The following is a 26081-nucleotide window of genomic DNA, read 5'->3' as shown; positions in this document are numbered from 1 at the left end:
TGGAGGTGCGTCGATCATGTGCTCTGCTATTGTTCCCGTCTAATCCAGTCTGACACTTGATTGATACCCGGAAGATATCAATGTTCGAACTCGCCCAACTGCGTTGCTTCGCCACCGTGGCCACGGAACTCAACTTTCGTCGCGCTGCCGAACGGCTGAACATGACCCAGCCGCCCCTGAGCCGGCAGATCCAGTTGCTGGAACACAATCTGGGGGTCGAGTTATTCACCCGCAGCACCCGCAGCGTGGCCCTGACCGCCGCCGGGCGGGCGTTCTTCATTGAGGCCCAGCACTTGCTGGAACGTGCCGAACAGGCGGCGCTGGCGGCGCGGCGCATAGCCCGCGGCGACATCGGCTCGGTGAGCATCAGCTTCGTCGGCAGTGCGGTGTATGAGTTTCTGCCACGGGTCATCGCCGAAGCCCGGCTCAGCCAGCCCCAGGTGAAGATCGCCCTCAGCGAAATGAACACCGCCCAACAGCACGAAGCCCTGCGCGCCCGCCGCATCGACCTGGGCATCGTCCGCGCACCCTTGCTACAGCCGGGTTATGAAAGCGAATGCCTGGTGCGCGAGCCCTTCGTCCTCGCCGTACCGGCCAGCCACCCGCTGGCCAGTAGCGAACGGGTCGCAGTACAAGACCTGGCCGGGGTGCCGTTTCTGATGTACTCGCACTCGGCCTACCCACCATTCAACGAACTGCTCACCGGCATGTTCCGCTCCGCCGGCGTAGCCCCTGAATATGTGCAGTGGCTGGGCTCGTCACTGACCATCCTGGCGCTGGTCAACGCCGCCATGGGCCTGGCCCTGGTGCCACGCTGCGCCACCAACGTGGTGTTTCGCGATGTGGTGTTCCGCGACATCAACCTGGGTGAAGGCATCCAGAGCGAACTGCACCTGGTGTGGCGCAGCGACAACGACAACCCGGCATGCAGCATGCTGCTCGAAGCCATTCGCGCGGCGGTGCATCAGGGGGCAAGCACCCCATAAATCCTGTAGGAGCGAGCTTGCTCGCGAAGAGGCCAGTAAAGTCACAGCATCTGCCTCGAATCTGCCGCCGTCTTCGCCAACAGAGCTGGCTCCCACCTGACCGCGTTGAGCTTACCTGATCAGCATTACCCCGTAGCGGCAGCAACGCCCACACCGCAAGCAGCACACCCGTGCAAGCCATCCGCCGCGCCATCAACCATAGTGAATTACCGCAGCACGGCTGCGGTCACTACTTCTCAACCGCCTATCAGTGGAGATTGTCATGAGTACATTCGTTACCCGCGATGGAACCGAGATCTATTACAAGGATTGGGGTACAGGCAAACCGGTACTGTTCAGCCACGGCTGGCCACTGGATGCAGACATGTGGGAGTACCAGATGCACTACCTGAGCAGCCGCGGCTATCGCACCATCGCCTTCGACCGGCGCGGTTTCGGCCGCTCCGCCCAGCCGTGGGAAGGTTACGACTACGACACCTTCGCCGATGACATCAATGACCTGATCGAACACCTGGACCTCAAGGAAATCACCCTGGTGGGCTTCTCGATGGGCGGCGGCGATGTGTCACGCTACATCGGCAAGTACGGCACTTCCCGTGTGGCGCGCCTGGCGTTGCTCGGCGCGGTGACACCGATCTTCGGCAAGACCGACGACCACCCGGAGGGTGTGGACAAGTCAGTATTCGACGGCATCAAGGATGGCCTGCTCAAAGACCGTGCACAGTTTATCTCCGACTTCGCCACACCGTTCTTTGGCCTGGATAACGGCCAGAAAGTCTCCGACGGCGTGCTGACCCAGACCCTGAACATCGCCCTGCTGGCCTCGCTCAAAGGCACGGTGGATTGCGTGACTGCTTTTTCGGCAACCGACTTTCGCCCGGACCTGGCCAAGGTCGATGTACCGACCCTGGTGATCCATGGCGACGCCGACAGCATCGTGCCGTTCGAGGTGACCGGCAAACGTGCCGCCGAACAGATCGCCGGCGCCGAACTGAAAGTCTACAAAGGCGCACCCCACGGCTTCGCCGTGACCCATGCACAGCAACTCAATGAAGACCTGCTGGCCTTCGTCGGTGGCTAAGACACCTTGAAAACAGCCGGGAACCTGATCCACGCTCGCCACTCCAAGCAGCAGCAAACAGCTGTCGAGCGCCTGGACAGGTCCCCCGCCCCTTCATGGATGTCTATATGCCTGCGCAACTGGATCCACAACCTGCCGACCTGGATGAGTTGCTGGGTTTTCAGCCGCTTCTGTACCCCGGCGGCCGCCCTATCGAAGCCATTGTCTCGTATCACGACGGGCGCTGGCCGGTGTATGCCGACGTCGTCAACGCATTCTTCAGCGCAGCTGGCAAAGACTGCTGGACAGACTTCAACTACGGCATCGCCGAATCAGGTGCCATGCTTGGCGACCCGCAACGGGTCGCCAACGCCACGCTGGACGAGCTGAAAAGCATGCTGACCTGGTGCGTACGCGGCGAGCGCTTTTGCGACGGCCACCACGGATCGGTCATCGAAAGGGGCTACATTCTGAACCTGCTGCAACGTCTGAAGGTTTTGCGCCAGCATCTTGCAGCCGCGCAATAAGTGAGTGCCCTGCGGAACCGGCAAGGCCCAAGGCCGGTCGCAGTACCTCCTCTGAATTCATTTGCACACAGGCCCAGCCATGTCCATCGTCGATACCTACCTCACCGGCCTGTACCAGGCCCTGCCTGCGCAAGATCTTGAACAGCTCAAACACAGCCACGGCGCCTCAGAAGCCGATCTGAGCAGACTCCTGGCACGTTATCCACAGGCACCCGCCAGCCTGCTGGAACTGCTGGGCCGCCTCGACGGCACGCATTTTCGCAAGTACCCCAATGGAGAAGTCTTTGTACTGGTATTGGGCTCGGACGTCTTCGAGTACCCCTACTACCTCAGCTCCGTGGAGCAGATCCTTGAAGAGGCCGGGCAATACAACGACAGCATTGCCGACGTGTACGGCGACTACGTCGACGAAGACCCGGAACTGCTCGATCCTGCCATCGACGGTCAGTTGGCCATGGGCGAACGTCTGTGCTTTTCGCAGTGCATGAACAACGGCGGGACGTCGCGGCTATACATCGACTTCAACCCGGCAGCAGGCGGCAGCGTGGGTCAGGTGGTGCGCTACCTGCACGACCCGGATAGCTACAAGGTGATTGCCGCCAGTTTTGATGACTATCTCAAGCAACTGGTTGACCAGAACTACGAATTCATCTTTGAGGATGAGTGACAGGGGTCGGTTTAAAGCCTTCATGGGTGGCCGCTGTCGGCAACTCTGACGGTGTGGATAAGCCATGAAAAAAGCCTTATCCACAACAAGGCAGTCATCGAAGCCCGGACCCTACAGCAGTTTCAACGGATAACTCAGAATGATCCGGTTTTCGTCGTAATCCGATGAATTGAAGTCCCTGCGAACACTTGCGTTGCGCCAGCGCAGGCTGACGTTTTTCATCACGCCGCTCTGCACGACGTAACCCAGTTCGGTTTCACGTACCCATTCGGAGCCGTTGTCCACGCCTCTGAGCTTTACATGATCGCCTTGGACATAGCGGGTCATCAGGGTCAGCCCCGGTATTGCATAACCGGTAAAGTCCAGGTCGTAACGCAATTGCCAGGATCTTTCCCGTGGGTTGTCAAACGCATGGTTGAACGTGTTGTTGGCCAGGTAGATGCCGCCGGTGCCCGCAATCCGCATCCAGCCGCTATCACCACTGACCTGCTGCAGACCGACACTCACCGTGTGCTGGCGGACGTTCAGCCCGACCAGGGCAGAAGCGGTGCGGTTGTCCAGCCGACCGGCTTTGGCACTGCCGTCATCCTGGCCGCGAAAGTAGCCCAGGTTGGCGTTCAGGTTGATGCCTTCAGAGAGCGCGAAGCGTTGATTCAGACCGATGTATTGCTGTTGATAAATATCTTTCAGTTCACCCGCCCACAGACGCAGCGTTGTGTTCTTTGATGGGGTGCGATAGTCACCACCGAGGTATTTGAACGAGTCGCTGGATGCCCCCGCGTAAGCCAGATCCTCCATCGAGGAGTCATTACGCAGGCTGGTTTTGGTGAACTCACCGGCATACAACGTCCAGTTATTGATGTCCTGCGACGAGAGTTGCGCCCCCTTGAAGGTTTGCGGCAGCGCTCTGAAGTCGTCAGCGGTAACCAAAGGCAGGTTCGGCATCCATTCACCGACTTTAAGTTCGGTGGCCGAGATTTTAGCCTTGACCGCTACGCCCAATCGGCCAAAGCTGCCAGCCGGATCACCATCGGCATCCCTGGGTAATAACAGCGCGCCGTAACGACCGGCACCTCCGTCGAGCTTGATCGCATATTTACCCAATACATCGACGCCGAACCCGACAGTGCCAGGGGTGAAGCCCGAACGCAGATCCAGAATAAAGCTCTGGGTCCACTCTCGGGCTTCCTGAGGGCGCGCGGCGGCCGAGGTGAAATCACGCTCAAAGTAGAAGTTTCTAAAATTAAGAGTGGCGCGACTGTCTTCAATAAGACCTTGCGCCAGCGTGTGAGATTGAAACAGCAAGACCGCAAGTGCCACGCTGATGGCCTGGCAACGACGAATGTTCATGATCATGATATCCCCTGTTGTTGTTATTTAAGGGAGTGGGCAACCGCTGAACGCCAGAAGGGCAAATATCACTTCGTCTCTCTGGGAGAACGGAGCTATTGATAAAGTCGCGAGTGAAACTTGAAATTATGGGCAGGGCCTCGTATCAACAAGGCCCCGTCCAGATGGCACGACGTCACGCAATGCCTGCACAGCATTGCGTCAGCGCTTAAACCAGGCCAGCAGAACGCAGAGCAGCCGCGATTTCCTGATCGGCGCCCTCAGCCAGGGGCAGCAGCGGCGAGCGTACGGTCGCATGGTCCAGAATGCCGCGCGTCACCAGGCCATGTTTGAGGGCCACAGTACCTTCCATGTGCGAGCCGCGATGGTAGACATTGCGGGTAACAGGAAGCAGCTTGTCGTGGATGGCACGGGCTGCCGGGTAGTCCCTGCGTTTGCCTGCGGCAATCAGTTCGATCAACGGCTCAGGGGTCAGGCCACCGTAACCGACCAGCGCACCGTCTACATCGAACATGGTGTGCAGCAAGTATTCGTCATGGCAGGTCAGAATTTGCAGGTCTGGCACTTCTTTGCGGATTACCGGGATTTCGGTATCCCAGCGACGCATGTTGCGCACGCCGTTCTTCATGGCGAATACGCCTGGCTGACGGGCGATATCCAGCTGGGTTTCCAGGTCGTAAGTGGCCTTGGTGACATCCGGGTACTGGAACAGAATCAGTGGCAGGCCGCTGTGCTCATAAATGGCCCGGTAACGGTCTTGGGCAGCACCTTTTTGATAACCGAAGCGCAACCAGCCATGGGAAGGATAAACCAGGCCTGCGGCAGCGCCGTTATCCACCGCACGCTTGGCCTCTTCGGCCGCCACCTGAGTGCCCTCGCCAGTGATGCCGGCGATAATTGGCAAGCGACCTTCAACCGACTCGCTGAATGCGCGGATCACCTGAGCCTGTTCAGCCTGAGTCAAGAAAGTGCCCTCACCGGCATGGCCCAACACAACCAGACCTTTGACGCCTTCGAAACTGCCCAGCCAGCTACCCAGCTTTTGAATGGCGGCAAAATCAAGTTTGCCATCACGAGTAAAGGGTGTAATAGGGGCAGGAACAAGGCCTTTAAGGTCGATGGTATTTTTAGTGCTCATTTTTATTTCCTCTTTATTTACCAATAGTCCACAGCTACGCGTGCAGGGGCGCAAGAAACACATCAATGCATTTCTTGAATTTTCGTTGTTTATTACAAGACAGCGTTTAACGATCACTTACAGCGTCAAGGTGATAGTTCCTCAAGAACTCGTCCCTTGGTTTCAATTGCAAACAGTGCCGTAATACACCCGGTTATCAACAGTACAATGGCGAACGTGCCAAATACGTAATGCACACCGGCTCCGGATATCGCGACGCCCACGACCAAGGGGCCCATGGCCGACCCCAGGCGCAGCCAGGCACTGCCAATGCCTGTTCCCAGTGCTCTCAAACGCGTTGGAAAGAGTTCAGCCGAGTACAGATAAAGCGAGAACGTTACGGTCTGCAACATGGCATAACCCAGGCCGGCCATCATCAGAATCTGCAAGGGCGTAGTAGCGCCGGTGGCGGCCAGCAGCCCCAGAGGTATGGCAGCGCAGAACAATGCTCCGATGTACCAGCGGCGCCGCCCGACCTTATCGATCAATAGCGCGCAGATGACAGCCGCCACCACCCCGGCAGCCGAAGTCATGAAACCGTAGGCAAGACTGGTTTCAAGCGGCAGATGGAAATGCTGACGATACAGCGTCGGCAACCAGGTAATCAGGCCGTTGGCAACCATGTAGGAACCGAACCACATGGCCCAAATCACCAGCGAACGCTTGAAATACATGCCCTTGAACAGCTCACGCCAGCCTTGGGCCGCATTTGGCCGCGCAGCCATGGGCATTTCGACGACCGGAGCCAGGGTTTTGCCAGACTTGATAACGCTCTGCTCCAACCGGCTCACGATGCGATCGGCCTCTTCAACACGGCCCTTGGATGCCAGCCAACGTGGCGATTCAAAGAGGAAGAAGCGCAGCGGGATCAACAGCGCAGCAGGTACAAGACCGACAGCGAACATGACTTTCCAGCCATACACCGGTACCAGGAAGTAACCGATAATGCCGGCGCCGACCAGACCAAGCAGGAACATCACCTCATAGAGCAGAAAGAAACGCCCTCGTTTCTTGGAGCCGATCAGCTCATTGACGTAGGCACTCGCCACCGGTACCTCTCCTCCCGTGCCTATGCCCTGTATGAATCTGAACGCCATCATTGCCACCGCACCGGAAGCAAACAGGCAGGCAACGTCCATGGCAACGAACAGCAAGATGGTGAAGGTCAGGACTTTCATCCGGCCAATACGCTCAGCCAGCCAGCCAAAGAACAACGCCCCGAATAACTGCCCCAAATAGCCGGCCGAAAGAATCAAGCCAATCTGACCCGGTGTCAGGCTCCACTCTTTGGCCAATACCGGCATGGCATAGGCAATAGCAATGACGGTGTAACCATCGAAAAACGTGGCCGCGCCGATCACATTGCGTGCCCAGAACACTTGGCGGGTAACCGGTAACCGTTCAAGCCGGGCACTGATGCCTGCCTGCCCTTCTATCACGTGCGTCTTACTGTCCACCTCGGCGTGAGGCGATGAAGCGACTTGCTGTATCAACATGATCCTTCCTCTTATTATTTTTACTTTCAGAGGGCGAGCGCCTACACACCGTGAAAAACACAGAGCACTCACACGTTGTTTTGATGAGCGCGAGAAGCGCTCTATTTATCTACCCGTAGGTACTGGCACCCACACTGCCATTGGCTTCAAGTGCTTTACCTATGGACTTCGCCGCGCGTTGGGTTAACGCCAGCGCACGGAGTTCAAGTTCTTCAGCCGTGCAACGAACCGTCGGCGCCGCAATACTGATTGCGCCGACGGGATAACCGTCCACGTCCAGAACCGGAACAGCGAGTATTCGCAATCCCTCAGTAAACAAGGAGTTGGTCAGGATGAACCCGCGTTCACGGATCTGGCTCAGTTGTTCATGCAGTGGAACGTCCGAGGCATGTGGCTTCATGATGAAAGGGGCCAGTTGCGGTATGGCCAGGATACGGTTGACTTCAACTTCGGGAAGAAAGGCCAGGATCGATTGGCCTATTGCAGTTTGAGCAGCAGGCACAGTGGTGCCTGTTCGAATGTCGACACCCAACCGCGTGACGCCGGCCCTGACCCGCTCCAGATAAAGCACGTCAGCCGACTGTAAAACAGCAAAACTGGCCGCCTCCCCCACTTCACCGACCAGCGTACGCAGGATAGGCCTGACAATACTGCGCAGGTCAGTGCGTGCAATGGCGTGAAAACCCAGATCAAGGATCTTCAGCGTCAACGCGAAACGTCTGCTTTCAGGGATCCTGGAAACGTAACCGAGATCAACCAGCGTATTGAGCATCCGAAACGTGGTGCCAGGGTCCAGATCAGCCGCAGCGGCAATCTGGCTTAACGTCAGCTCTTCATTCTCGGCAGAAAATGCCTCAAGCACACGAAACCCTTTGGCCAGGGATTGCACGGTACTACGGGCTTTCTTGTCGTCCAGCTCTTGTGTGGACCCTGCTTCTTTTGCGGCTTTGGAATTCATGTTCGCACCTTTTTTTGTTTTTTCGGATTGCGAAATTTATTTCTTTCAATTAGATTAGCACTCTAAGACACCCTCGCCTATTTAGATTTAAAAATAGATATCGAGTTTTTTATTCCTTTCTGGAATTAAAACGTCTCTGCGGGCATCGCCGCGTCGATATGAATAGCTTACTAATGTCTTATATTTCAAACCGTTAGCTAGCTAAGTACGCCCTTCTCAGATGTCGCTTGCCGTAAGCGCAATACCTGAATTTTTTCTGCTGCCCCATCCAGATCCAACTGATTGATCAGAACCACGAGTTCATTTGTAAGGATGAGAGTGAACTCACTTGTGGAAAACTCGAATCTTCGGGTTATCCACAGTTAAAACCAATACCGTTCAGATAAGCGCCGCATGCCTTTGTGGGAGCGACCTTGGTCGCGAAGACGCCAGTAAAGACATTACATCTGTTGTGAATGTGCCGCCGTCTTCGTTGTGGTCCGGCACTCCGGCAAGCCCACCCCACCGGTCTAACTGACCAATATTGCAGTTAAAACCAATGCTGTTCGGATAAGCGCCGCATACCTGGGGTAGCTTGCTCAGCAAGGCAAGGGTTCAGCGAGTTTTTCCGCCAGAAAGTCGATCAATACCCGGCATTTGGGCGGCAGGTAACGGTTTGGAGGATAGAGAATCCAGGCCCTTCCATGATAGGTCGTCTCATACCGCCATTCGGGCAAGACCTCGACCAGCCGATGCGTCGACAGACTCTCGGCCGCCGTGAATATCGGCAGGCAACCAATACCGAGATTGGCGCGAACGGCGCCCAGTCGTACCTCGCTATGGTTGCTGGAGAACCTGCCTTTGACGCCGACAGTGACTTTTTCACCCGTTTCCAGATGCCTGAGTTGCCACCGACTATCACTGGGCGTTTCTCCCAGATAGATGCAGCTATGAGAAGCCAGGTCTGCCGGATGGGCAGGCGTTCCGGCCTGCGCCAGATAGTGCTCGCTTGCACAAAGTACGTGCTGCACATCGCATAGCGGGCGGGCGGCAAGGCCCAAGGGTGGCATGTCGGTGATCCGCACCAGTAGGTCGAAGTCGTCGAGCAAGTGGCCGGGTTGATCGGTCAGCATCAATTGCACGTCCACTTTGGGATAACGCTGCAGGAACTCAGGAATCAGCGGGCTGATGAGGATCTTGCCGAAGGCTTTCGGTGCACTGATCTTCACCTGGCCCTGTGGACTGCTGACAAAGCGCTCCGCCACATCCTGTACACAACGGGCGGCTTTGGCCATTTCCAGGCAGTGGGCAAAAATCTCGGTACCGGCTTCGGAAAGCCGTAGCTTGCGCGTGGTTCGTTCCAGCAGCTTGACCCGCAGCGCCTGCTCCAGTGCCGTGATTTGTCGGCTTACCGCAGAAGGTGTAAGCCCCAGCGATCCGGCCGCTGCAGAAAAGCTGCCCAGCTCCACGACCCTCGCGAATACCAGCATGTGCGGCATCAGCCGAAGAGGAGATTCGTTCTCGTAGCGCAAAACTGTTGTCCTGAAGGTAGGGCTAATTATCAGCCCGGGTCACGCCAATAATTCCGGCACTGGACAGGAAAGTCCAGATCAGCCCGCCTTGAGGATAATTGGAATGGCCCGTGGAATGGATGTTCGTAGTCTGGAAGACCTGCTGTTCGTATCGCATCGGACTCAACACATCCTGACTCTTTTTAGCGGTGGCCTGGATAGCACCTACCTGCTGCACAAGCTGTCCTCGCTCGGCTGCAAAGTCACCGCACTGGCCGTGGATGTGGGCGAAGGCATTGACCACGCAGAGCTGTCGAGAATTACCGGTTTTTTTGGCGTAACGCTGAAGCAGGTGGATGGCTGCAGCACTTTCGTGGAGCAAGCAGTCCTGCCGGCACTTCAGTCAAACGCTCAGTATCTGGGCATGTACCCGATCAGTTCTTCCCTTTCGCGACCGATCATTGCCCAGATAGCGGTGGAGACGGCGCATAAACTGGGCTGCGGCGCCATCCTGCATACCGCCAATCAGTCGCAGAACAGCCTGCGCCGCCTTAACGGCGCCATCAAGCAACTCGGTTTTACCGGCTTCGCCGGAAGTCCGTATGAGTATTCGGCGCTTACCCGTGAGGAAAAGATCGCAGAGCTCAATGCAATCGGGCTAGGCGGGTTCCAGTCACGCAGCATGAGTGGCGATGCCAATCTCTGGGTGCGCGAGTATGAATCCGGCAAGCTGGATAACCCTGAAGACTTCTGCATTACCGAAGACATCTACTCCTGGACCAGCACATCCCATCCCCGTGCAGGCGAAGAAATGGAAATCGAGTTCCGCGGTGGCCGACCGTTCTCGCTCAATGGTCAGGTACTGCCGTTGCAGGAGCTTATTCATAAAGCCAACTATCTGGCCGGCAGCTTCCAGATTGGCCGTTACAGTGGCCTTGAGCATCTAGAAGGTGGTGAAAAGGTATTCGAAGTCAGGGAAGCGCCAGCAGCATCAGTGCTCATGCTGGCCTATCGAACTCTGGAAACGGCGGTACTGGATGCCGACCTGATTCGGGAAAAGATCACCCTTGAGCAGCTTTGGGTGCGTGAAGCCGTCGAAGGGCGCTGGTTCTCGCCGCTGAAGGCTTCGATTGATGCCTTCATCCAGCAAACCAGCAAGGCAATCAACGGCAAGGTAAGGCTCAAGCTCAGCACCGGCAGCGCTCAGCTTGCCGCTATCCAGGCCTCGTCGGCGCTCTATCTGACCGACCGGGACGGTTGGGAAAAGGAAACTGCACAGGAGCGCGCCAGTCGCAGCCTGGCGGATATGCATGGTGCGCACGTGCCACAACCGGTGCGTAAACTGCAAGGAGTGGCCTGATGACTGTGTTCACGACAGAGATTTGCCTGAGCCACGCCGGGCAATTGATTCTCGGAACCGACCTGCGTAGCCAAGGCTGGGCATTTGGCCGCAGTACCGATGTGGCCCGCTGGTTCAACCTGGACGACGAAAGCTGGCAGGAGTTTGCCGCTTACTGGGAGGGGCTTGCGCTCGACGAGCACATGGCCGATCACGGCACATATCGTTACCGGCGTTACAGCGAATTTGAATTCCAGAAGGGCGGCAGCCTGAAGAAACTGCCGCACACGCCTTACGAGCAGCCCAAGAACATCAACACGCTCAATGGTGGCGTCGCACGTCAATTCCCGCCTCTGGAGCAAGGCTTTGTCGACCACCCTTTCTTCAGCGCACTGCTCGCCGGTATGGCGGGCATATTCGACGAGGCGCAAGGGCAACGCTGCCGGTGGAACATCCGCCTGCATCCTTATCGTATCGTCACCAATGACTACGAGCAGGGTAAGCCCACGCCTGAAGGCCGTCACCGCGACGGGGTGGACTACATCATCATGATGCTGGTACGGCGGGTCGGCATTACCGGCGGCATCACGCGCGTCTCTTCGCCAGACAACACCACGCTATTTGAAGGCATGCTTGCCAGATGCCTGGACATGATCGTCGCTGACGACCGGCAGGTTCTGCACGAGGTGTCGCCAATAGATTGCGCGCAGTCGGGTGAGGAAGGCTATCGAGATGCCCTGATCATCGCGTTCACCCGTATGGAGTCGCCAGCATGACGCTGTCAAAAATGAGAGTTTCCGAACTGATGCTGCTCAGCGTGGCGATTGTCTGGGGGACCAGTTACGGTGTCGCCAAAGGCGCGCTGGCGTTCTATCCGGTGATCGGGTTCCTTAGTGTGCGCTTCATCATGACCTTCGTTCTGTTGTTGCCCACGCTGCGCGGACACCTGAGAAGCGCGCTGCCTTCCGGGCTTATCCTCGGCACGTTGCTGCTAGGTATTTTCCTCTGCGAAACCTTCGGCATGGCGCAGACCTCGGCGAGCAATGCGGCCTTTCTGATCAGCCTGTGCGTGGTGTTCACCCCGTTTGTGGAATGGCTGATCTTTCGCCAACGCCCAAGCGTCGAGATGTTCGTCATCACCGGGGTTTCGCTGCTGGGTGCGGTGCTTCTGACCGGGGCCGAAGGGATGCAGATGAACCCGGGTGACTGGCTGATGATCATGGCGGCAGTCTTGCGTGCCTTCATGGTCTGCCTCACCAAGATTCTGCTGCAGAACTCGAAGATACCAGCGCTGGCGATTACTGCAGTGCAAGTGGGCGTGGTCGGGTTCGGCAGCCTGCTCCTGCTGTTGATCACCGCAGGGGCTATCCCGCCGCTGCCCGATGCGCCGTCGTTCTGGATAGCAACCGTGTACCTGGTGGTGTTCTGCACACTGTTCGCATTCTTTGCCCAGAACTACGCACTGAAACACACCAGTCCCACGCGGGCGTCCTTGCTGATGGGCATGGAACCGCTGTTCGGTGCCTGTTTCGCGGTCCTCTGGCTCAATGAACAACTGACCCTGGTGTCGTGGACCGGCGGTATGCTGATCGTCATCGCTTCGCTACTGGGCATGCGCCCCCGCAAGGAAGAGAAACTGGCCGCGCCGGCGTAAATACCCAGGCACAGACATAAACCCCGGCTCCGGGAATCTGCCGCAGGCCATGCTGCCTGCGCAGTTTCCTGGAGCTGTCGTTTCCTTCACCGCACGGCCCATGCCCGCCAGCAATGCGCGTTCAATCAGTGGTTTTCACACAAACAAAAATCGCATTGCCGCCCACCCCATCCCAGGCGGCGATCTTTTCGTAGTCGTGTTCAAACATATGCACCTCAAACCATGGCTGCAGCAATGCCTGCAACTCGGCGAAACTGGTGGCCACCATCGGGTGTTCATCGCGCCAGGTCTGGGTCACCCCATCACAGGTCTTGTCGATACGCAGGCGTAGCGACTGCCGCTGACCTTCGCCTGGGTAGTGCCAGGCCGAGCCGAAGGAAAACTGGCTAGTGCCTTGAGTCGCCGTGTGGCCCACCGACGAGCCGTTGTCGATACGTTGTCTGTCCACCGAGTTGAAACAGAACACACCCCCGTCGCCCAGCGCGGCATGCACCCGGGCAAAACAGGCTTTGAGCCGTTCGACGTCGGCGTTGTAGTGGATGGAGTAGAGAAAACAGGTGACCAGATCCAGCGGTTCGCTGACCGTGAAAGCGCCCATGTCCTGACACATGAAGCGGGCCTCGGGGCAACGCTGCGCCGCGATATCAAGCATCGGCTGGTTGATATCCAGACCCGCGCTGCGGTAGCCGGAATCGAGAAAATGCCGAATATGCGGCCCGGTGCCACAACCCAGGTCCAGATGATTGACCCCGCGATTGCCGAACAACTGATGAAGCCGGCCAATACCCCGGCTTTGCGCCTGATAGTCGATGTCGGCGCACATCAGGTCGTAGTAGCCAGACAGATCGGTATACAGCGCATTGGAGGTCATAGAGAACCGGCAGGTTGGGCAGGGAGAATGGGGCGCGGCATCATACCTCAGGGTCTGTCGCTGGGTTATCAACAGAATTTCCAGACCTGCTCACTGCCAGGAGCATTGCTGTCGTGATGCCCGATGGTATTTACGAGCTAAAGAACCACCAATCCAGGCCGATGGTAGCTGCATATAACCCTCAAACCTGACCAACGGATGAGAAGATGATCATAGGCACATCGACGTCTGCCAGCATGACTCTGCTTTCTAATGCAGCGGTGGATAAAGCTCAGGCGAACGATACCCAGAACACCCTTTCTGCCAGCTCGCCTGCCGTCGAACGACCTGAAGGTGTGAAGGTCTCGCTTTCAGGCGAAGGGCTCCAGAAATCGTCCGATGAAAAAAATGCCAACCCCAACGCAGACATTGAATCGAGCGGGCTTCCGGACCAGACACAAAAGCTGCTGAAGATGATTCGCGAGTTGCAAAAGAAGATCGAAGAAAAGCAGGCGCAGATGCAGGAAGTTATCGCTGATCAAAGCCTTAGCCCAGAGATCAAACAGTCTCAGGTCGGCTCCCTGCAGTCCGAACTCGCCACCCTCACCGCCAATCTGATGACTGCTAACAACACGTTGGACAAGCAGTCCAGAAATGGAACCCTGTCAGCCGGGGAGGCACAGCAGGCCGCCAGGCTGGCTATGAAGAAATCCTGATCGGTATATGCGAGCACCCTTAAGCGGCGGTCAATGACCGCCGCAGCATGCTCGGTACTTTGGGGGTAGTGGCGCTTAGCCGATCCCACGTATCAGCACGCTTGAAGGACCGCTTAAACGGCCTCAGGCTGCCTGGTCTGGCCCAGGATCTCGGCTCGTCGCTTCAAGAATCTGTCCCAGACCTCAGGATTGAGCAGGTGGGGGGGCTTATTACCTTCGAGCATACTGATCAATTGCTCTGCAGAAGAGCGTGCTACGTTGCGACGCCCGCCGTGGCTCACCCCGGCCGTATGGAACGTCGCAACCACGTTGCTGAGGCTCAGCAGTGGAGCCTCATGGCGCGGAGGTTCAACCTCCCATACGTCAAGGCCGGCTCCGCCAAGATGGCCTGACTTCAGCGCTTCGTACAGCGCCGACTCATCATGAATCCCGCCGCGAGCGGTGGAGATGAACACTGAACCTGGCTTCATCAAGGCGAATTGTTCAGCGCCAATCATGTGCCTGGTTTGTGCATTCAGTGGACAGTGCAGAGAAACAAAATCACTGCGTTGAAGAAGCGCTTCAAGGCTAACCGGCTCAGCACCACGAGAGCGGACTTCGTCGGGGCTAAGGAACGGATCGTATGCCAAAACTTCCAGGCCGAATCCCTTGGCAACCTTCGCCGTGCGGGTACCAATTTCACCCAGGCCCACGATGGCGAAAGTGGATCCGTGAATCTCATCCCCCATCAGATCCTCACGAGTAAAACCAGATTCAGTCCTTAGCTTCCTGTCTGATTCAACCACCCGTTTGACGACGGCCAGAAGAAGGGCGAAGGTGTGTTCTGCCACTGAGTGAGCATTCGCTCCAGCTTGATTGACAACCGGGATACCTGCCGCTGTGCACGCCTCGACATCCACGGTGTCATAACCTGCTCCGCCCGCCGAAACGCACAACAGATTCGGGCACGATGTGATCAGGGTTTCGTCTACCCACCAACGTTTGGGCAAATCGTCTTTGGCGGCGCAAACGTGGTATGCATGACTGTGTGCCAAGACGTTTGCAGTGTCAGAGCTTTCCGGATCCCGAGAGACGATCTGTAGATCGAGATTGGCGTTACGAGCCAGTGTTTCGTCAAAGATCGGGTTGATCCAGAGATCCAGGCGGCATACTTGTGCCTTAAAAGCAGCATTCATTTCACATTCCTCTGTTGAAGCAAAACCTGTTTCAGATGTTCCCGCGCAGTCCATTCCAGTCACTTCAGGTATTGGAAGGCTTCAACTCGGAAGTCTGGTGCGAGGCATCGGCGTTCTCGCTGGTTGTGGCGGTGACAGGAACGGGTTCCTGAATGGTGAGCAGGATCAGAAAACTCACAAAAGAAGCGATGGCCATGGACAGGAAAACCTGAGACCACCCATAGCTATCGAGCAGGAGGCCTACGAGGAATGGGGCAGCAGCACCACCCAGCTGTCCGCCGGTGTTTACAATCGAACTGGCCACCGGGAAGACCTTTTTCGATGCCAGGCCCATGGGATAAACCATGTAGGAGGAATAGCCGATGCTAATGAGCGTGCCCGTCAGGAACAGCAACCCCGCATATAGGACCGGATCGTTAGGCGAGTTAATCAGGGCATACATCATGCCGGCAGTGGCCAGAGCAGAAAGCATCATGCCGGGCTTGCGACGCTTGCCCAAAAAGCGGTCGGAAAGAATGCCGCCCAACAAATTGCCAAAAATTGCACCGACCCATGGTGCGGCGGCTACAAAGCCCATATTCATGATCGAAAAGTTTTTTACGCTAACCAGGTAGGTCGGGATCCACGACAGCAGAATCATCGAGATACCTACCTGGAAGCTGTAGCCCAGTGAACAACCGATCACATTCCATGAGCGAAAGAGACCCTTGCTGGTAGTAATCGGTTCTACAGGTGTTACACGAATCAACTTATCAAGCGTCTTAAAGTCGCGGTGTGCTGACTGTTGCTTCTGAGTAATGACGTTGTTGGCTTCGTCAGTGATGTATTCCAGTTCTTTAGAGTTAACGTACTTGCTTTCTGAAGGCTGATTGCTTACCAGGAAATACCACATGATCGCCAGGATTATTCCCGGAATGGCGAAAAAATAGAAAATCTCCCGCCAGCCCCACATCGCCACGATTGCGACGCAGATAGGGGGAACAAGAACAGGACCAAATTTCACCGCCGCCAGGAAAATACCTGTAGCGGTACCTTTCTCTCTGGCCGGGAACCAGTTGTTAATGGTGGACGTGATGCCGATAGGCAGGGGCCCTTCAGCGATGCCCAGCAAAAAGCGGCAGATCTTGAAACCGATAAGCGAGTTAACAGTCCCCATCAACGCTGTAAAGACAGAGGTGGCGATCATGGAAAAGGAAAAAATCTTCCTCACGCCGTATTTGCTGGACGCAAAGCCGGACGGGATTTGCGCCAAGGCATAGGCAAGGAGGAATATGCTAAGCAGCGCGCCTGCTTCAGCATTGGTCATTGGATACTCTTCCCGAATGAACGGAAGTGCAACGCCCAAGTTTGCTCTATCAGCCGAAGCGACGGTATAGACCAGGAAAAAAAGTCCGGCGACGACCCAGCGGAAGCGAGATGGCTTTTCGGAGTTGTTAATACCGTTATTCATGTTTGCACCTGCTTTTATTATTAACGGTTGGCGGTTTCAAGCAAGTCGCTATTCATTCGTATAGCAAAAGCATACCGTCAGGCCCAAGCCTGTGTATTAAGCGACCTTACTGTGAACGTTCAAATGTCAAACGCACTTATGGCGTATGGCGCTCTGGGTCACGTAGGTGGATGAATAGAAAGAGACGTCGAAGGGTTCATGTCGAAACCTCGACGATGCCTGAAGACAGGCCGGATACCGGACTTTGGTTGTGTGACGCAGCCGCGACGGAGCACTCCGGGGTGGCACGGGGTCCGACTCAGACGCGGTGGCTGTTGCGCAGCCACCTTTAGGTAGGTGATGGGGCTCATGGCTCCTCCAAAATTGTTCTTATGGAGCCGACTATAACCCAGATTGTACTTACATTGTATTTTTTTACGGTGCGTCGGAGTTTTCTGACCGACGGGCCATGAAACGCCGGTAGGACATCCGGATATGAGTTTGCATGGCCTGCCTCGCGAGCTCGCCATCCCCTATCGCAATGGCGTAAGTGATATCCAGGTGCTGCTGCAAGCTCCTCGTGAAGTCGGCTTGCGCATAAAGAAAGAAGGACCGGGTGATCACCGGCATATCGATCAGTGTCTGCAACATGGTTTTCAGCCTTTGAGAACGGGCGGTCTCAAGCAACTGATGATGAAAGGCCCTGTTTGCTGCCTGCACGCCCAGTTGGACATTCTCATCGTCCCGCCTGATGGCCTCGGCCATCTCATCGTTGATGCGATGCAGTGCCTGCACATCCTGCTCGGTAGCACGCATCGCGGCCAACATCGCCGCATGAGGCTCCAACAGCTCGCGAAGACTGAACATTTCCTCGACATCCCACTTCGTCCAGCCCGCTACGAAAACGCCCCGGTTGGCTTCCACCACGGCGAGCCCGTCATCAACCAGCTTCTTGAGCGAGGCTCTCACAGGCGTTCGACTCAGCTCGAACTCTCGACTGAGCGGCTCCTCTTTCAGTTGGGTGCCTGGTTCGTACTGTCCCGCAATGATGCGGTTACGCAAGGTCTCATAAATCCGCTCGGTAGCCATGTTTGCTGCTTCTCTTCCCTGCCAGTTCAGATAGTGCCGGGCGCTGCATGGGGCTCGCCCGACGCTCGTGCACACGAACCATTATCCCCATGGCGCCTACCGTTTGTACTGAAATTGTTTGCATAAAGAGTTATTGTACTTTTATTGTATTTATAGACACCCTTCCTGGCGTGTCTGCTCATGCTACAGCGGGGTGCGCTCATTTCAGCACCGGCCCTGTACTTCTGAGCCCGATCAGACCAGATGGAAACAGCCATGCCCATCCCACAAGAACAAATTGAAGTACTCAAGAAACTCGGCTCGGCCACCATTCATGAAGCCCAAGGCCAGGCAGGCGCTCTTGATAGCTGCCTTAAGCCTATTGATCCGACTGTCAGACTGTGCGGCCCGGCGCTGACGGTTGATTGTCGTCCAGACGACAACCTGGCAATTCATTACGCATTGACCAAAGCCAAACCAGGTGATGTTCTGGTTGTCGACGCGAAGGGTTTCATGGAGGCGGGCCCATGGGGAGACCTCCTAACTCTGGCCTCCCAAAAACTCGGTATTGCCGGCTTGGTAATGAATGGCGCCGTTCGCGATGCAGACGCCATCATCGAAATGGGTTTCCCGACATTTGCTCGTGGGTTGAGCATCAAGGGCACCAATAAATGCCAACCCGGTAAAGTGAATGTCCCCGTGGTCATCGGCAACGTTCAGATCCAGCCCGGCGATATCATCATAGGGGATCGGGATGGACTGGTCGTGGTCGAGCAAGATCGCGTCGAAGAGGTGATCCGCTTGAGCCGGGCTCGTGAGGAAAAGGAAGACGGTATTCGTGAGGGCATTGAGGCTGGCGTAAGCACTATTGAGTTACTCGGCCTCCAGGCAACGCTGGAAAGGCTTGGGATGAAGTAGTCATTCATGCGCTCGGGGACCACCCACGACTTGACTATCAAGGGCTCTCGAGCGCGCAGCCTTCCGGTCCAGGTCCGTCAGATGGACTGCGGCGAGATGCTCGCGGAGCAACGCAGGAGGCTGGAGGACATGCCCCCGGCTCCTGCGACAGTTCTAATTATCCAAAACCAATTGATCTTAAACAATTGAGTCTGTCTCGCCGAGCAGCGTGGCATAAGGCCTGTAGCCTGCTTGATTGATTTTTAAAGTCTGTCTCACCGCGCCGTCTGAGGGCGCCAGCGCTTCAAAAAAATATTTAAGTCTGTCTCATCTGCTTCCGATGCCGGGCCGGCCTTCGCCGACGACCCTCTGGAGCTTTCCCATTTTTGAGCTGGCCCGCCGCACACTGGACACGAGGCCTCATACGACCGCATACCTCCGGCCAGAGCGACCTGTCCTCTACCGCTCTCGACTCAGATCGTAGACGTCCGGCAAGACACCTGCGCCGATCCCAGCCAGGAGACGAAAAGGAGCTGTTGTCTCATACCATGTGTTCGATCCACCCATTGAACACCATGCCGACCCAAGGCAGTGCTGGAAAAACTACGCAGAATCGACTTGAACCTGTTGCTGAGAATTCAGCACAGACGATGTCCTTTGATGTTCCTTGAGCTAGTGCCCTCATAAGCTGATTCCGCCCTCGACTCAGCCAGTGAGGGCTAAACTGAAAACTGTGTTGAGCATTAGCTCCCAGGCACTGGTGCCAGACAAATCTGAGGGTATCGACATGTCTATGCCAAATGAACGCACCCGAGCAGTCATCCAAACGGGTGAGTTTCTACTTGAGCTTTCTCGAGACACATCGTTGCCCGAGCGGATACGACGTGATGCCAAATTTCTCTTGCGTCACTACCCTGATCAATTCCAGATGCTGCTGGCTGGACGTATTGAGGAGGATTCAAACCCTGTAGCCTGGCCAATGGGGCCTGTATTCAGTTCTTCCATCGAGAACAGCTATCACTCTTTGAATTCCGACCCATTACCGACCCAAAGCCCGAAATGAACTACTCAAAGAGGGCCATAAAAGCCGTCAAATCTGCTCGAAATCTCGTATCCATAACAAAAGATAGCAAACGATAAGCAATGATAGCGTTTTTTGCTACTTTTATTGGATATCCATACAGTCCAATACGCTGCCTAATTGTAGGGTTTTCTAGCGAGCTCGGCTCTGAATGCGTATTGCCGCCAGCGCAGGACTGACCCAGTTACCGAAATCTCACTGACCCAGGCTCCTTCCGGCTAAACCATTATCAGCGCTAGATATTTACCGATTGATGTTGGGTCAGCCTGGCTTTGGTCACTGGGTCAATTGGGTGGCAGTGCCAATAGACGCGAGTTATACCGGCGTGGAGAAGCGGCCGGAGCATTAAGGAAGGCCGGAGATTTGGCAGATTGCGGCTCGTCGTAGCACCTACAAGCACTTGAGCAAACGCAGCGTGCTCTACAAAGCCAGACGCAAGATCGAGAAGGTCAAAGCGCAGGCGCGAGCGAAGGTCGAACATCCATTCCGTGTGATCAAGCGCCAATTCGGCTATGTGAAAACCCGCTTCCGTGGCTTGGCCAAGAACACGGCACAACTGACCATGCTGTTTGCCCTGTCGAATCTGTGGATGGTGCGCCGGCAATTATTGCCTGCTGCGGGAGAGGTGCGCCCGTGAGGGCAGAAAACCAAGGCTTTGCCTTGGTTTTCCAGTAATGGGCGGCTGAAAATCGGGCATTTCGGCATCCTCAGGCCGTCCATTTCCGGCTGATGGGCAACTTGTTCGGAGTTTCCCTAGCTTCTCGGAGCGAATTTTCAGAATAGACTGGCCCCAAAGCGCGATATCACTTGGCTACAATGAGCCGAGGCGCATACGCTAGCCGTCACAAGCATCCGATGATGGCCATCCCCGAATATGGATATTTTAATGCCTGAGTCTGCTGCACTTCGCACAAGTCCCATCCTGCTTTCCCCGTCGCAGTGCACTTGCCCAGCGACCGTTCACCTTGGCGCGCGCAGCCAATAGATACCCGTTTCGCCGCGATCTCGGCGAAGGAGCCGCCTGCAGTCTGTCACCCTGCGAGTTGTAACTAATCCCCCTGAATTTGAAATCGCGGATCAACCCTATGCCTACGACCACCATCATGCATCTGTCGGATCTACACAGGGACGCTGAAAGCCGGATACGGACTGGAACTTTGCTTTCCTCGCTTCGCCGGGATATGGATCGATACACCGCTTCTGAAGAAATTCCCAAGCCCGACCTAGCAGTTATCAGCGGTGATATCGTTTATGGCGTCAGCGGTACAGATACTGATGGTGACGCCAAGCTCGCAAAGCAGTACGACGAAGCCTACGAAACGCTTGCGGGACTTGCTGATCTATTTTACGACGGCGACAGAGAGCGCGTCATTCTGGTTCCGGGCAACCACGACATCAGCATGCCTCACGTTAGCAGGGCTCTGGAGCGCATTCCCATGCCGGAAGAAGCAAGCGCCAAGAAAGCTCTCGCCCGCCAGATGATGGAACCTGATTCGAACTTAAGGTTGAATCTTGACGCGTTTGAGGTGCTACGAGTTGCAAACCAGACGCTTTACCACCAGCGCCTCGAACCTTATGCAAAATTTTACGAACGGTTTTACAACGGAGAACGCAAGTTTTCACTCGTACCGGAAGAGCAATACGCTATCCATGATTTTCCAAACCTGGGCGTTTGCATCGTCGGGTTTTCAAGCTGCCATGACAACGACCTGTACAACCGTACCGGCCATATTTCGGTAGAGGCCATCACAGAGGCAATGGATAAAGTGAGCCCGCTGGTCAAGGATGGTCGTCTGATCATTGGCACTTGGCACCACAGCATTCAGGGAGGGCCTAAAGAAAATGACTACATTGATTCGGGCTTTTTGCGTCATCTCATGGATGCAAATTGCTCCATTGGCATGCACGGTCATCAGCACCGCCCGGAACTCCTTGAAAATCGTTTCTCGGCAGACAGCCATCGCCAAATTTCCGTGATAAGCGCCGGTACACTTTGCGGTGGCCCTCGCTCTTTGCCCAGTGGCCGGATGCGAGCCTACAACCTCGTAGTCCTTGATCAGGATAATGGGATCGGCACCATTCACGTCAGGGCGATGAGTAACTCGGATTTCAGCTCACCGATCTGGGAAAGGGGCTACGTTACCGAGTTCGGTGGCAGCTCCATGAAATTTAAGCTCGCACAGCAGCGGACTCAGGGACGATCCGCTTTCGATGCTGCCAGCAAGGCCGATCAACTTATTCATCAAGGGCTTCATGCAGATGCGTTTGAGTTGGTTCGCATACACCTAAACGATCCGTGGGCTAGGCAAATCGCGGCTACCGCACTTTCCTTCGCAGAGAATTGGAAAGAGGCGATCAGGGTGTTCAGCCCTCCCTCATCATCATCAGACTTTCTACTGCTATGTGACGCCTACGAGGCTCTGGGAGATTGGTCTTCGCTCCGTGCACTAATCTCCTCAACCTTTGCGCGGGACTGCAAGGAGCTTGCAGTTGTGCAGCGTATAGAAATCTCTCAAGCAATCGTAAAAGGTAAGTAAACATGTCGATGAGTATTCCTTTTCAGGTTGAGACTGACCGCGTGCTTGAGATCCTCTCCAAGCAGATCTACGACTCGCCGTTCGCCATGGTTCGGGAAAATGTCCAGAACAGCTACGACGCCGTCCTCATGAGAGCTGACGCAGAGGGAAAACCTCTTGCGGAGTATCTAATCGAAGTCAAGGTGGGCCTCGGAACGATTTCCATTACAGATAATGGCATCGGGATGTCCGAATCCGTGTTGCGAGACAACTTCTGGAGAGCAGGTTCGTCCGGCAAAAATACGGAAAGCGCGCGTAAAGCCGGGGTCATTGGCACCTTCGGTATTGGTGCGATGGCTAACTTCGGTGTATGTGCTGAACTCAGCGTGACGACTAGGACTTTAGGCGAAGAGATCGGCTATCGCACGACCGCACAGAAAAGTAATCTAAAGATTGGTCAAGACTGCATTAGCTTTGAAGAGTTGGATAGTTCTATTCCTGTTGGTACTAGCATTTTGGCAACACTCGACGGGAATGCCCACCTCGACTTGGAGGGGCTGAAAGCCTACGTGGGCCAGTTCGTGAAATTTCTGCCTGTTCCAGTTTTCATCAACGATGAGCTGGTGAGCCAGCAAGATCAAATGGCGTCAATTGGGATTGTGGGATGGCAGTCCATCGGCAAGATCAAAGTGCAAGCGGATGCGCTGGCATTTGAGCTGGAAGCTTACATTTCCAGTGGAGTCGGAGTCGGTGTTCAGTGCAGCGATTTCAGCCTTGACGGTACTCCGATCAAAGGGTCAATGTGTCTTCGAAACGGAATGGGCTCAATAATGGGGCTTCGTTCTAGCTTTGGACTCGCACCACTGCCTGTTGGAAGCACTTATCAGTTGGGCGGGGTGGCAGATTTACCCTTTCTGGTGCCTACCGCCGGCCGCGAGGCCCTCACTCGTGAGTCCATTGCTGAGGCGTCCAGAATATTTGCACCATTGGAGCGTCACCTGACTGAACTCCTCTCCGTCCACCCTATTGCGGACAGCCTCGTGGCGTTTCAGCAGCACGTCGTGGCTTCCAACCGCACAGAATTGGCTAAACGGATCAAGATCCAGGTACAGGATGGTGAGGATCAGATCGAATTGGGGATGCTTGAAACCCACTTCGCTGGTTTGGAACTACAGTCCTATGACGGGACTGACCCAGACCTGATCAAAATGTTTTCGGGCTCAGATATCCCACTGCTGCGGATAAGCCAAAGCCAGCCTCGTCGGGAATTACAGCGCCGTTATTTAAGCCAAATTCTAAAAGTGCCAAGTATTCCTAACCATGCAACGGTGACGAAGGAGTACGAGCCTAGCGAGCTTACACGCGACGAGGTCAGCTTGACGTTTGCTTTGGTGAAGGTACTGCGAAACGACTATATGCTCGATGATGTGAAGATCATCTGGGCAGAGATCACACACGGTGTCCCTCTTACTACCAAAATTATTGGTGATCAGGTCACCATCACGCTTTCCAGAAAGTGGGCTCCACTGCGAGCGGTACTTGGACATATTCAAACTTCCTTTGAGCTTTTGGATAGCTTCACCAAGGATCTGGTCAGGGTGCATATCTATTCTCACATACAGTCATTCGTGCCCAGCTCTCAGCGATCGGGACTGGATGCCCTCCAAAGATCCCTTGAGCGCAAGCGGGAGCTTTATCGACTTGATCGTGACGACTACGGTGCACTCGAACCACTTATTGCCGACTATTTGAGTGGCGAGGTTGAAATCACCCAAATTCTGAAAGCAGCCGTCGCAGCGACAGCGGTGCAGACTCAACACGTGACCCTGCGCCAAGTCGGAACGGTCGAAGAGGTGTTGTCTGACGTCATTAGCGCAGCGGTACCTCCCGCCATGGGCCAACCCGTTGCAGTTCCAGTTGCAGGCTCACCAATCCTGCGCGTTGACACCACCATTGATGAGCGTTTGTTGACAACCGATCAGGAGCTACCGCACCTCAACAATTACAAAATGTTCCTGGCATTATCTGATCGACTATTCCATCAAGAGCTTGAATTCTTCAAATGGCCTCACTCAACCCAAGTTGCATGGGCTGGGCGTCGTATCGTTTATCTCTTCTCGGGAGCAAACTCGGGAATTAGCCTCTACTACGACATCGAACTTCGTGGCCTTCGCAGCGCCGGTGACGCAGGTGGCAGCGCACTTACGACAACAACTATCGTTGCCAACAACCGCATTCTTATTCCCGTACCGGCAGCATTGACGGATTGCTTTCAAGTATCGGATGGGCCGGTCGAGTTTTATGTGAGGTTCGATCTGCTGATGCACCACGATCCAGTGAACAGAGGCCCCATTATTGATTCGACAGACTGACATAAATCGCCATCTCAAATCTGCCTTCAGATGACCCGAACTAACCTAACCCAAGGAATTGGGTTAGGTTAGTTCAGTCGTCGGCTACAATGTTAATAGCCGCAAGAGGCACCGCATCCGCATAGGAACGGATGGTTGCTATTGTAAAAACGAGTCTTGGTCTCCCAGCCGTGCAATTGTCGAACGATTGGCGTACCACATTTGGGACAGAATGGTTGTCCGTCTGTGACGTAAAGTGTTGCGGCTGACGTCGAAGTGCCCCATGTGCCGACGCCAGACTAACCTATCTCCAGATCGGCATAAATTCAACACAGGTAGTGGTTCGGGATGAATCAGACTGGGTCACGAGTCTTTCCACAATTGGGTCAGTTCCACATCGGCGCCAACAGACAAGGGGACTGAGTACACAGCTATAGGGCTGGAATGCCCTTCTCATGTGTCGAAATCTATTTCGGCCTGATGAGGAGGCGCCTCTTTGGCATACAGTGGCTGCAGGGTAAGCTTTTTCATGATGATCTCGGCGAGCGGTATCGACTTGGCTTGTACCTCTGTCACCGGCCAACTCATTGGCTGGCCAGGTAAGCTTTCGGGCTTAGGGAGCCTTCCCCAGTTGTGGACGTCAGGCGCCTCAAATCCGGCCTTCAGCGCACGCTCTAGCCAATAACCTTCAAAGAAAGTTGCATTGCTTTGGGTTCCTGCGACCCAAGTCAGCACGGCAGCGCGAACCTCCACCTGCTCATGTTTTGCCCATTCAAATAGCGCGTACGAGCTGTGCCCCACTCTGGTGTGATTAAAATGCTCTCGCAGGCGCTTGTGCAGGTTAGCTGCCTGGCCGATGTAACAGGCTTTACGCATACCGTCACCGCTCTGTGCGGTCAGCGCGTAGATCCAGTAGCCGGCTGTTTCCGTCCGACGCAAGATTTTCTCAGGGTCTGACGGCGGACGGTCTTTGAAGTCGAATCGGACTCTGAGCCGCTTTCCGCTCTTGCAGAGGAAGCCGGCGTAGTCACGACCGTTACGCGTGACGCTCAGGTCGTTGCTTGCGGCCACTGCGAGTAGCTGCTGTCGGGTTCGGATCAGCCCAGCATCAATCGCGGCCTGCATGGTGCTCTTCAGCCGCCTGGCATGTTCGATTGCTTCCCGGTCCATTTAGGCTCCTGATGGCTATTTGCAATCGGAGCCTACGGGTAACAGCGCGGAGATGGCAACTAGCGCGTGGGGTAAAGCAGAAGAATCTGGCCCCATTTCTCGGCTGCTGTTTAATGGCTATCGC

The 26081-nt window shown here is 55.5% G+C and carries 22 protein-coding genes and 1 pseudogene; 13 read left to right on the top strand and 10 right to left on the bottom strand.

The annotated features are described in order from the left end of the window. Positions 1 to 80: 80 nt before the first annotated feature. From PSCI_RS09090 to PSCI_RS09075, 4 genes are all read left to right on the top strand, one after another. Complete coding sequence (locus PSCI_RS09090; RefSeq protein ID WP_045485454.1) at positions 81 to 986, top strand: LysR substrate-binding domain-containing protein; 906 nt, start codon at positions 81 to 83, stop codon at positions 984 to 986. Positions 987 to 1248: 262 nt separating this feature from the next. Continuing rightward, the gene (locus PSCI_RS09085; RefSeq protein WP_045485452.1) at positions 1249 to 2067 is read left to right on the top strand and encodes an alpha/beta fold hydrolase; all 819 of its coding nucleotides are present in this window, start codon (positions 1249 to 1251) and stop codon (positions 2065 to 2067) included. Positions 2068 to 2174: 107 nt separating this feature from the next. Continuing rightward, entirely contained in the window at positions 2175 to 2573 is a 399-nt protein-coding gene (locus PSCI_RS09080) for a DUF6508 domain-containing protein (RefSeq protein WP_052483375.1), read from the top strand. 79 nt (positions 2574 to 2652) lie between these two features. Next, positions 2653 to 3240, top strand: coding sequence for an SMI1/KNR4 family protein (locus PSCI_RS09075; protein WP_045485450.1), 588 nt, complete (start codon positions 2653 to 2655; stop codon positions 3238 to 3240). A gap of 111 nt (positions 3241 to 3351) precedes the next feature. On the opposite strand, the gene PSCI_RS09070 is transcribed toward PSCI_RS09075, so the two are convergent. The 5 genes from PSCI_RS09070 to PSCI_RS09050 form a co-directional block, all read right to left on the bottom strand. Beyond that, positions 3352 to 4590 carry an OprD family porin gene (locus PSCI_RS09070; protein ID WP_084710217.1) on the bottom strand — a complete coding sequence of 413 codons (1239 nt, stop codon included), beginning with the start codon at positions 4588 to 4590 and terminating at the stop codon, positions 3352 to 3354. Positions 4591 to 4798: 208 nt separating this feature from the next. After that, a complete protein-coding gene (locus tag PSCI_RS09065; protein WP_045485448.1) occupies positions 4799 to 5728 on the bottom strand; it encodes a dihydrodipicolinate synthase family protein in 930 nt (309 codons plus the stop codon). A gap of 125 nt (positions 5729 to 5853) precedes the next feature. Then, positions 5854 to 7128 carry an MFS transporter gene (locus PSCI_RS09060; RefSeq protein ID WP_231906395.1) on the bottom strand — a complete coding sequence of 425 codons (1275 nt, stop codon included), beginning with the start codon at positions 7126 to 7128 and terminating at the stop codon, positions 5854 to 5856. Positions 7129 to 7372: 244 nt separating this feature from the next. Next, entirely contained in the window at positions 7373 to 8221 is an 849-nt protein-coding gene (locus PSCI_RS09055) for an IclR family transcriptional regulator (protein ID WP_045485443.1), read from the bottom strand. A gap of 578 nt (positions 8222 to 8799) precedes the next feature. Next, on the bottom strand, positions 8800 to 9732 hold the full coding sequence (locus tag PSCI_RS09050) for a LysR family transcriptional regulator (protein ID WP_144403223.1): 933 nt from the start codon (positions 9730 to 9732) through the stop codon (positions 8800 to 8802). Positions 9733 to 9835: 103 nt separating this feature from the next. On the opposite strand from PSCI_RS09050, the gene PSCI_RS09045 reads away from it, so the two are divergent. The 3 genes from PSCI_RS09045 to PSCI_RS09035 are packed head-to-tail and all read left to right on the top strand — an operon-like array spanning position 9836 to position 12704. Beyond that, positions 9836 to 11071 carry an argininosuccinate synthase-related protein gene (locus tag PSCI_RS09045; RefSeq protein WP_045485441.1) on the top strand — a complete coding sequence of 412 codons (1236 nt, stop codon included), beginning with the start codon at positions 9836 to 9838 and terminating at the stop codon, positions 11069 to 11071. Next, positions 11071 to 11826, top strand: coding sequence for a 2OG-Fe dioxygenase family protein (locus PSCI_RS09040; RefSeq protein WP_045485439.1), 756 nt, complete (start codon positions 11071 to 11073; stop codon positions 11824 to 11826). The genes PSCI_RS09045 and PSCI_RS09040 overlap by 1 nt, the downstream gene beginning before the upstream one ends. Further along, positions 11823 to 12704, top strand: coding sequence for a DMT family transporter (locus PSCI_RS09035; protein ID WP_045485437.1), 882 nt, complete (start codon positions 11823 to 11825; stop codon positions 12702 to 12704). The genes PSCI_RS09040 and PSCI_RS09035 overlap by 4 nt, the downstream gene beginning before the upstream one ends. 121 nt (positions 12705 to 12825) lie before the next feature. Here the strand turns inward: PSCI_RS09035 and PSCI_RS09030 are convergent, their stop codons facing one another. Further along, positions 12826 to 13575 (bottom strand): class I SAM-dependent DNA methyltransferase, encoded by a 750-nt coding sequence (locus PSCI_RS09030; protein ID WP_045485435.1) that lies wholly within the window; start codon positions 13573 to 13575, stop codon positions 12826 to 12828. Between the two features lie 236 nt (positions 13576 to 13811). On the opposite strand from PSCI_RS09030, the gene PSCI_RS09025 reads away from it, so the two are divergent. Beyond that, the gene (locus tag PSCI_RS09025) at positions 13812 to 14270 is read left to right on the top strand and encodes a hypothetical protein (RefSeq protein WP_144403222.1); all 459 of its coding nucleotides are present in this window, start codon (positions 13812 to 13814) and stop codon (positions 14268 to 14270) included. 113 nt (positions 14271 to 14383) lie between these two features. Here the strand turns inward: PSCI_RS09025 and PSCI_RS09020 are convergent, their stop codons facing one another. From PSCI_RS09020 to PSCI_RS09010, 3 genes are all read right to left on the bottom strand, one after another. Continuing rightward, on the bottom strand, positions 14384 to 15445 hold the full coding sequence (locus tag PSCI_RS09020) for a hydroxyacid dehydrogenase (RefSeq protein WP_045485433.1): 1062 nt from the start codon (positions 15443 to 15445) through the stop codon (positions 14384 to 14386). Between the two features lie 64 nt (positions 15446 to 15509). Next, the gene (locus PSCI_RS09015) at positions 15510 to 16895 is read right to left on the bottom strand and encodes an MFS transporter (protein WP_045485431.1); all 1386 of its coding nucleotides are present in this window, start codon (positions 16893 to 16895) and stop codon (positions 15510 to 15512) included. Positions 16896 to 17309: 414 nt separating this feature from the next. Next, positions 17310 to 17963, bottom strand: coding sequence for a GntR family transcriptional regulator (locus PSCI_RS09010; protein ID WP_045485428.1), 654 nt, complete (start codon positions 17961 to 17963; stop codon positions 17310 to 17312). A 255-nt stretch (positions 17964 to 18218) separates the two neighbouring features. On the opposite strand from PSCI_RS09010, the gene PSCI_RS09005 reads away from it, so the two are divergent. The 5 genes and pseudogenes from PSCI_RS09005 (at position 18219) to PSCI_RS08985 (ending at position 24808) form a co-directional block, all read left to right on the top strand. After that, entirely contained in the window at positions 18219 to 18860 is a 642-nt protein-coding gene (locus tag PSCI_RS09005) for a 4-carboxy-4-hydroxy-2-oxoadipate aldolase/oxaloacetate decarboxylase (RefSeq protein ID WP_045485426.1), read from the top strand. A 766-nt stretch (positions 18861 to 19626) separates the two neighbouring features. Beyond that, positions 19627 to 19902, top strand: coding sequence for a BPSL0761 family protein (locus tag PSCI_RS28525; RefSeq protein WP_084710215.1), 276 nt, complete (start codon positions 19627 to 19629; stop codon positions 19900 to 19902). A 325-nt stretch (positions 19903 to 20227) separates the two neighbouring features. Beyond that, positions 20228 to 20557: pseudogene (locus PSCI_RS08995) on the top strand (transposase); the annotation flags it as partial. A gap of 448 nt (positions 20558 to 21005) precedes the next feature. Further along, positions 21006 to 22457 carry a metallophosphoesterase family protein gene (locus tag PSCI_RS08990; protein ID WP_084709909.1) on the top strand — a complete coding sequence of 484 codons (1452 nt, stop codon included), beginning with the start codon at positions 21006 to 21008 and terminating at the stop codon, positions 22455 to 22457. Positions 22458 to 22459: 2 nt separating this feature from the next. After that, on the top strand, positions 22460 to 24808 hold the full coding sequence (locus tag PSCI_RS08985) for an ATP-binding protein (RefSeq protein ID WP_045485418.1): 2349 nt from the start codon (positions 22460 to 22462) through the stop codon (positions 24806 to 24808). Between the two features lie 432 nt (positions 24809 to 25240). On the opposite strand, the gene PSCI_RS08980 is transcribed toward PSCI_RS08985, so the two are convergent. Continuing rightward, on the bottom strand, positions 25241 to 25957 hold the full coding sequence (locus tag PSCI_RS08980; RefSeq protein WP_045485416.1) for a GIY-YIG nuclease family protein: 717 nt from the start codon (positions 25955 to 25957) through the stop codon (positions 25241 to 25243). Positions 25958 to 26081: the final 124 nt, after the last annotated feature.

It is taken from the genome of Pseudomonas sp. StFLB209 (assembly GCF_000829415.1).
Lineage (GTDB): Bacteria > Pseudomonadota > Gammaproteobacteria > Pseudomonadales > Pseudomonadaceae > Aquipseudomonas.
Note: the sequence above shows the minus strand (reverse complement) of the source record. Positions and strands in the feature narration are given on the sequence as shown.

What these genes read in the sequence shown, in the direction of transcription:
- PSCI_RS09085 (WP_045485452.1), top strand. Translation starts at nt 1,249, where the DNA reads ATGAGTACATTCGTTACCCGCGATGGAACCGAGATCTATTACAAGGAT.
- PSCI_RS09040 (WP_045485439.1), top strand. Translation starts at nt 11,071, where the DNA reads ATGACTGTGTTCACGACAGAGATTTGCCTGAGCCACGCCGGGCAATTG.
- PSCI_RS09020 (WP_045485433.1), bottom strand. Translation starts at nt 15,445, where the DNA reads ATGAATGCTGCTTTTAAGGCACAAGTATGCCGCCTGGATCTCTGGATC.
- PSCI_RS09055 (WP_045485443.1), bottom strand. Translation starts at nt 8,221, where the DNA reads ATGAATTCCAAAGCCGCAAAAGAAGCAGGGTCCACACAAGAGCTGGAC.
- PSCI_RS08990 (WP_084709909.1), top strand. Translation starts at nt 21,006, where the DNA reads ATGCCTACGACCACCATCATGCATCTGTCGGATCTACACAGGGACGCT.
- PSCI_RS09035 (WP_045485437.1), top strand. Translation starts at nt 11,823, where the DNA reads ATGACGCTGTCAAAAATGAGAGTTTCCGAACTGATGCTGCTCAGCGTG.
- PSCI_RS09090 (WP_045485454.1), top strand. Translation starts at nt 81, where the DNA reads ATGTTCGAACTCGCCCAACTGCGTTGCTTCGCCACCGTGGCCACGGAA.
- PSCI_RS28525 (WP_084710215.1), top strand. Translation starts at nt 19,627, where the DNA reads ATGTCTATGCCAAATGAACGCACCCGAGCAGTCATCCAAACGGGTGAG.
- PSCI_RS08985 (WP_045485418.1), top strand. Translation starts at nt 22,460, where the DNA reads ATGTCGATGAGTATTCCTTTTCAGGTTGAGACTGACCGCGTGCTTGAG.
- PSCI_RS09075 (WP_045485450.1), top strand. Translation starts at nt 2,653, where the DNA reads ATGTCCATCGTCGATACCTACCTCACCGGCCTGTACCAGGCCCTGCCT.
- PSCI_RS09025 (WP_144403222.1), top strand. Translation starts at nt 13,812, where the DNA reads ATGACTCTGCTTTCTAATGCAGCGGTGGATAAAGCTCAGGCGAACGAT.
- PSCI_RS09080 (WP_052483375.1), top strand. Translation starts at nt 2,175, where the DNA reads ATGCCTGCGCAACTGGATCCACAACCTGCCGACCTGGATGAGTTGCTG.
- PSCI_RS09065 (WP_045485448.1), bottom strand. Translation starts at nt 5,728, where the DNA reads ATGAGCACTAAAAATACCATCGACCTTAAAGGCCTTGTTCCTGCCCCT.
- PSCI_RS09045 (WP_045485441.1), top strand. Translation starts at nt 9,836, where the DNA reads ATGGCCCGTGGAATGGATGTTCGTAGTCTGGAAGACCTGCTGTTCGTA.
- PSCI_RS09030 (WP_045485435.1), bottom strand. Translation starts at nt 13,575, where the DNA reads ATGACCTCCAATGCGCTGTATACCGATCTGTCTGGCTACTACGACCTG.
- PSCI_RS09010 (WP_045485428.1), bottom strand. Translation starts at nt 17,963, where the DNA reads ATGGCTACCGAGCGGATTTATGAGACCTTGCGTAACCGCATCATTGCG.
- PSCI_RS09015 (WP_045485431.1), bottom strand. Translation starts at nt 16,895, where the DNA reads ATGAATAACGGTATTAACAACTCCGAAAAGCCATCTCGCTTCCGCTGG.
- PSCI_RS08980 (WP_045485416.1), bottom strand. Translation starts at nt 25,957, where the DNA reads ATGGACCGGGAAGCAATCGAACATGCCAGGCGGCTGAAGAGCACCATG.
- PSCI_RS09005 (WP_045485426.1), top strand. Translation starts at nt 18,219, where the DNA reads ATGCCCATCCCACAAGAACAAATTGAAGTACTCAAGAAACTCGGCTCG.
- PSCI_RS09070 (WP_084710217.1), bottom strand. Translation starts at nt 4,590, where the DNA reads ATGAACATTCGTCGTTGCCAGGCCATCAGCGTGGCACTTGCGGTCTTG.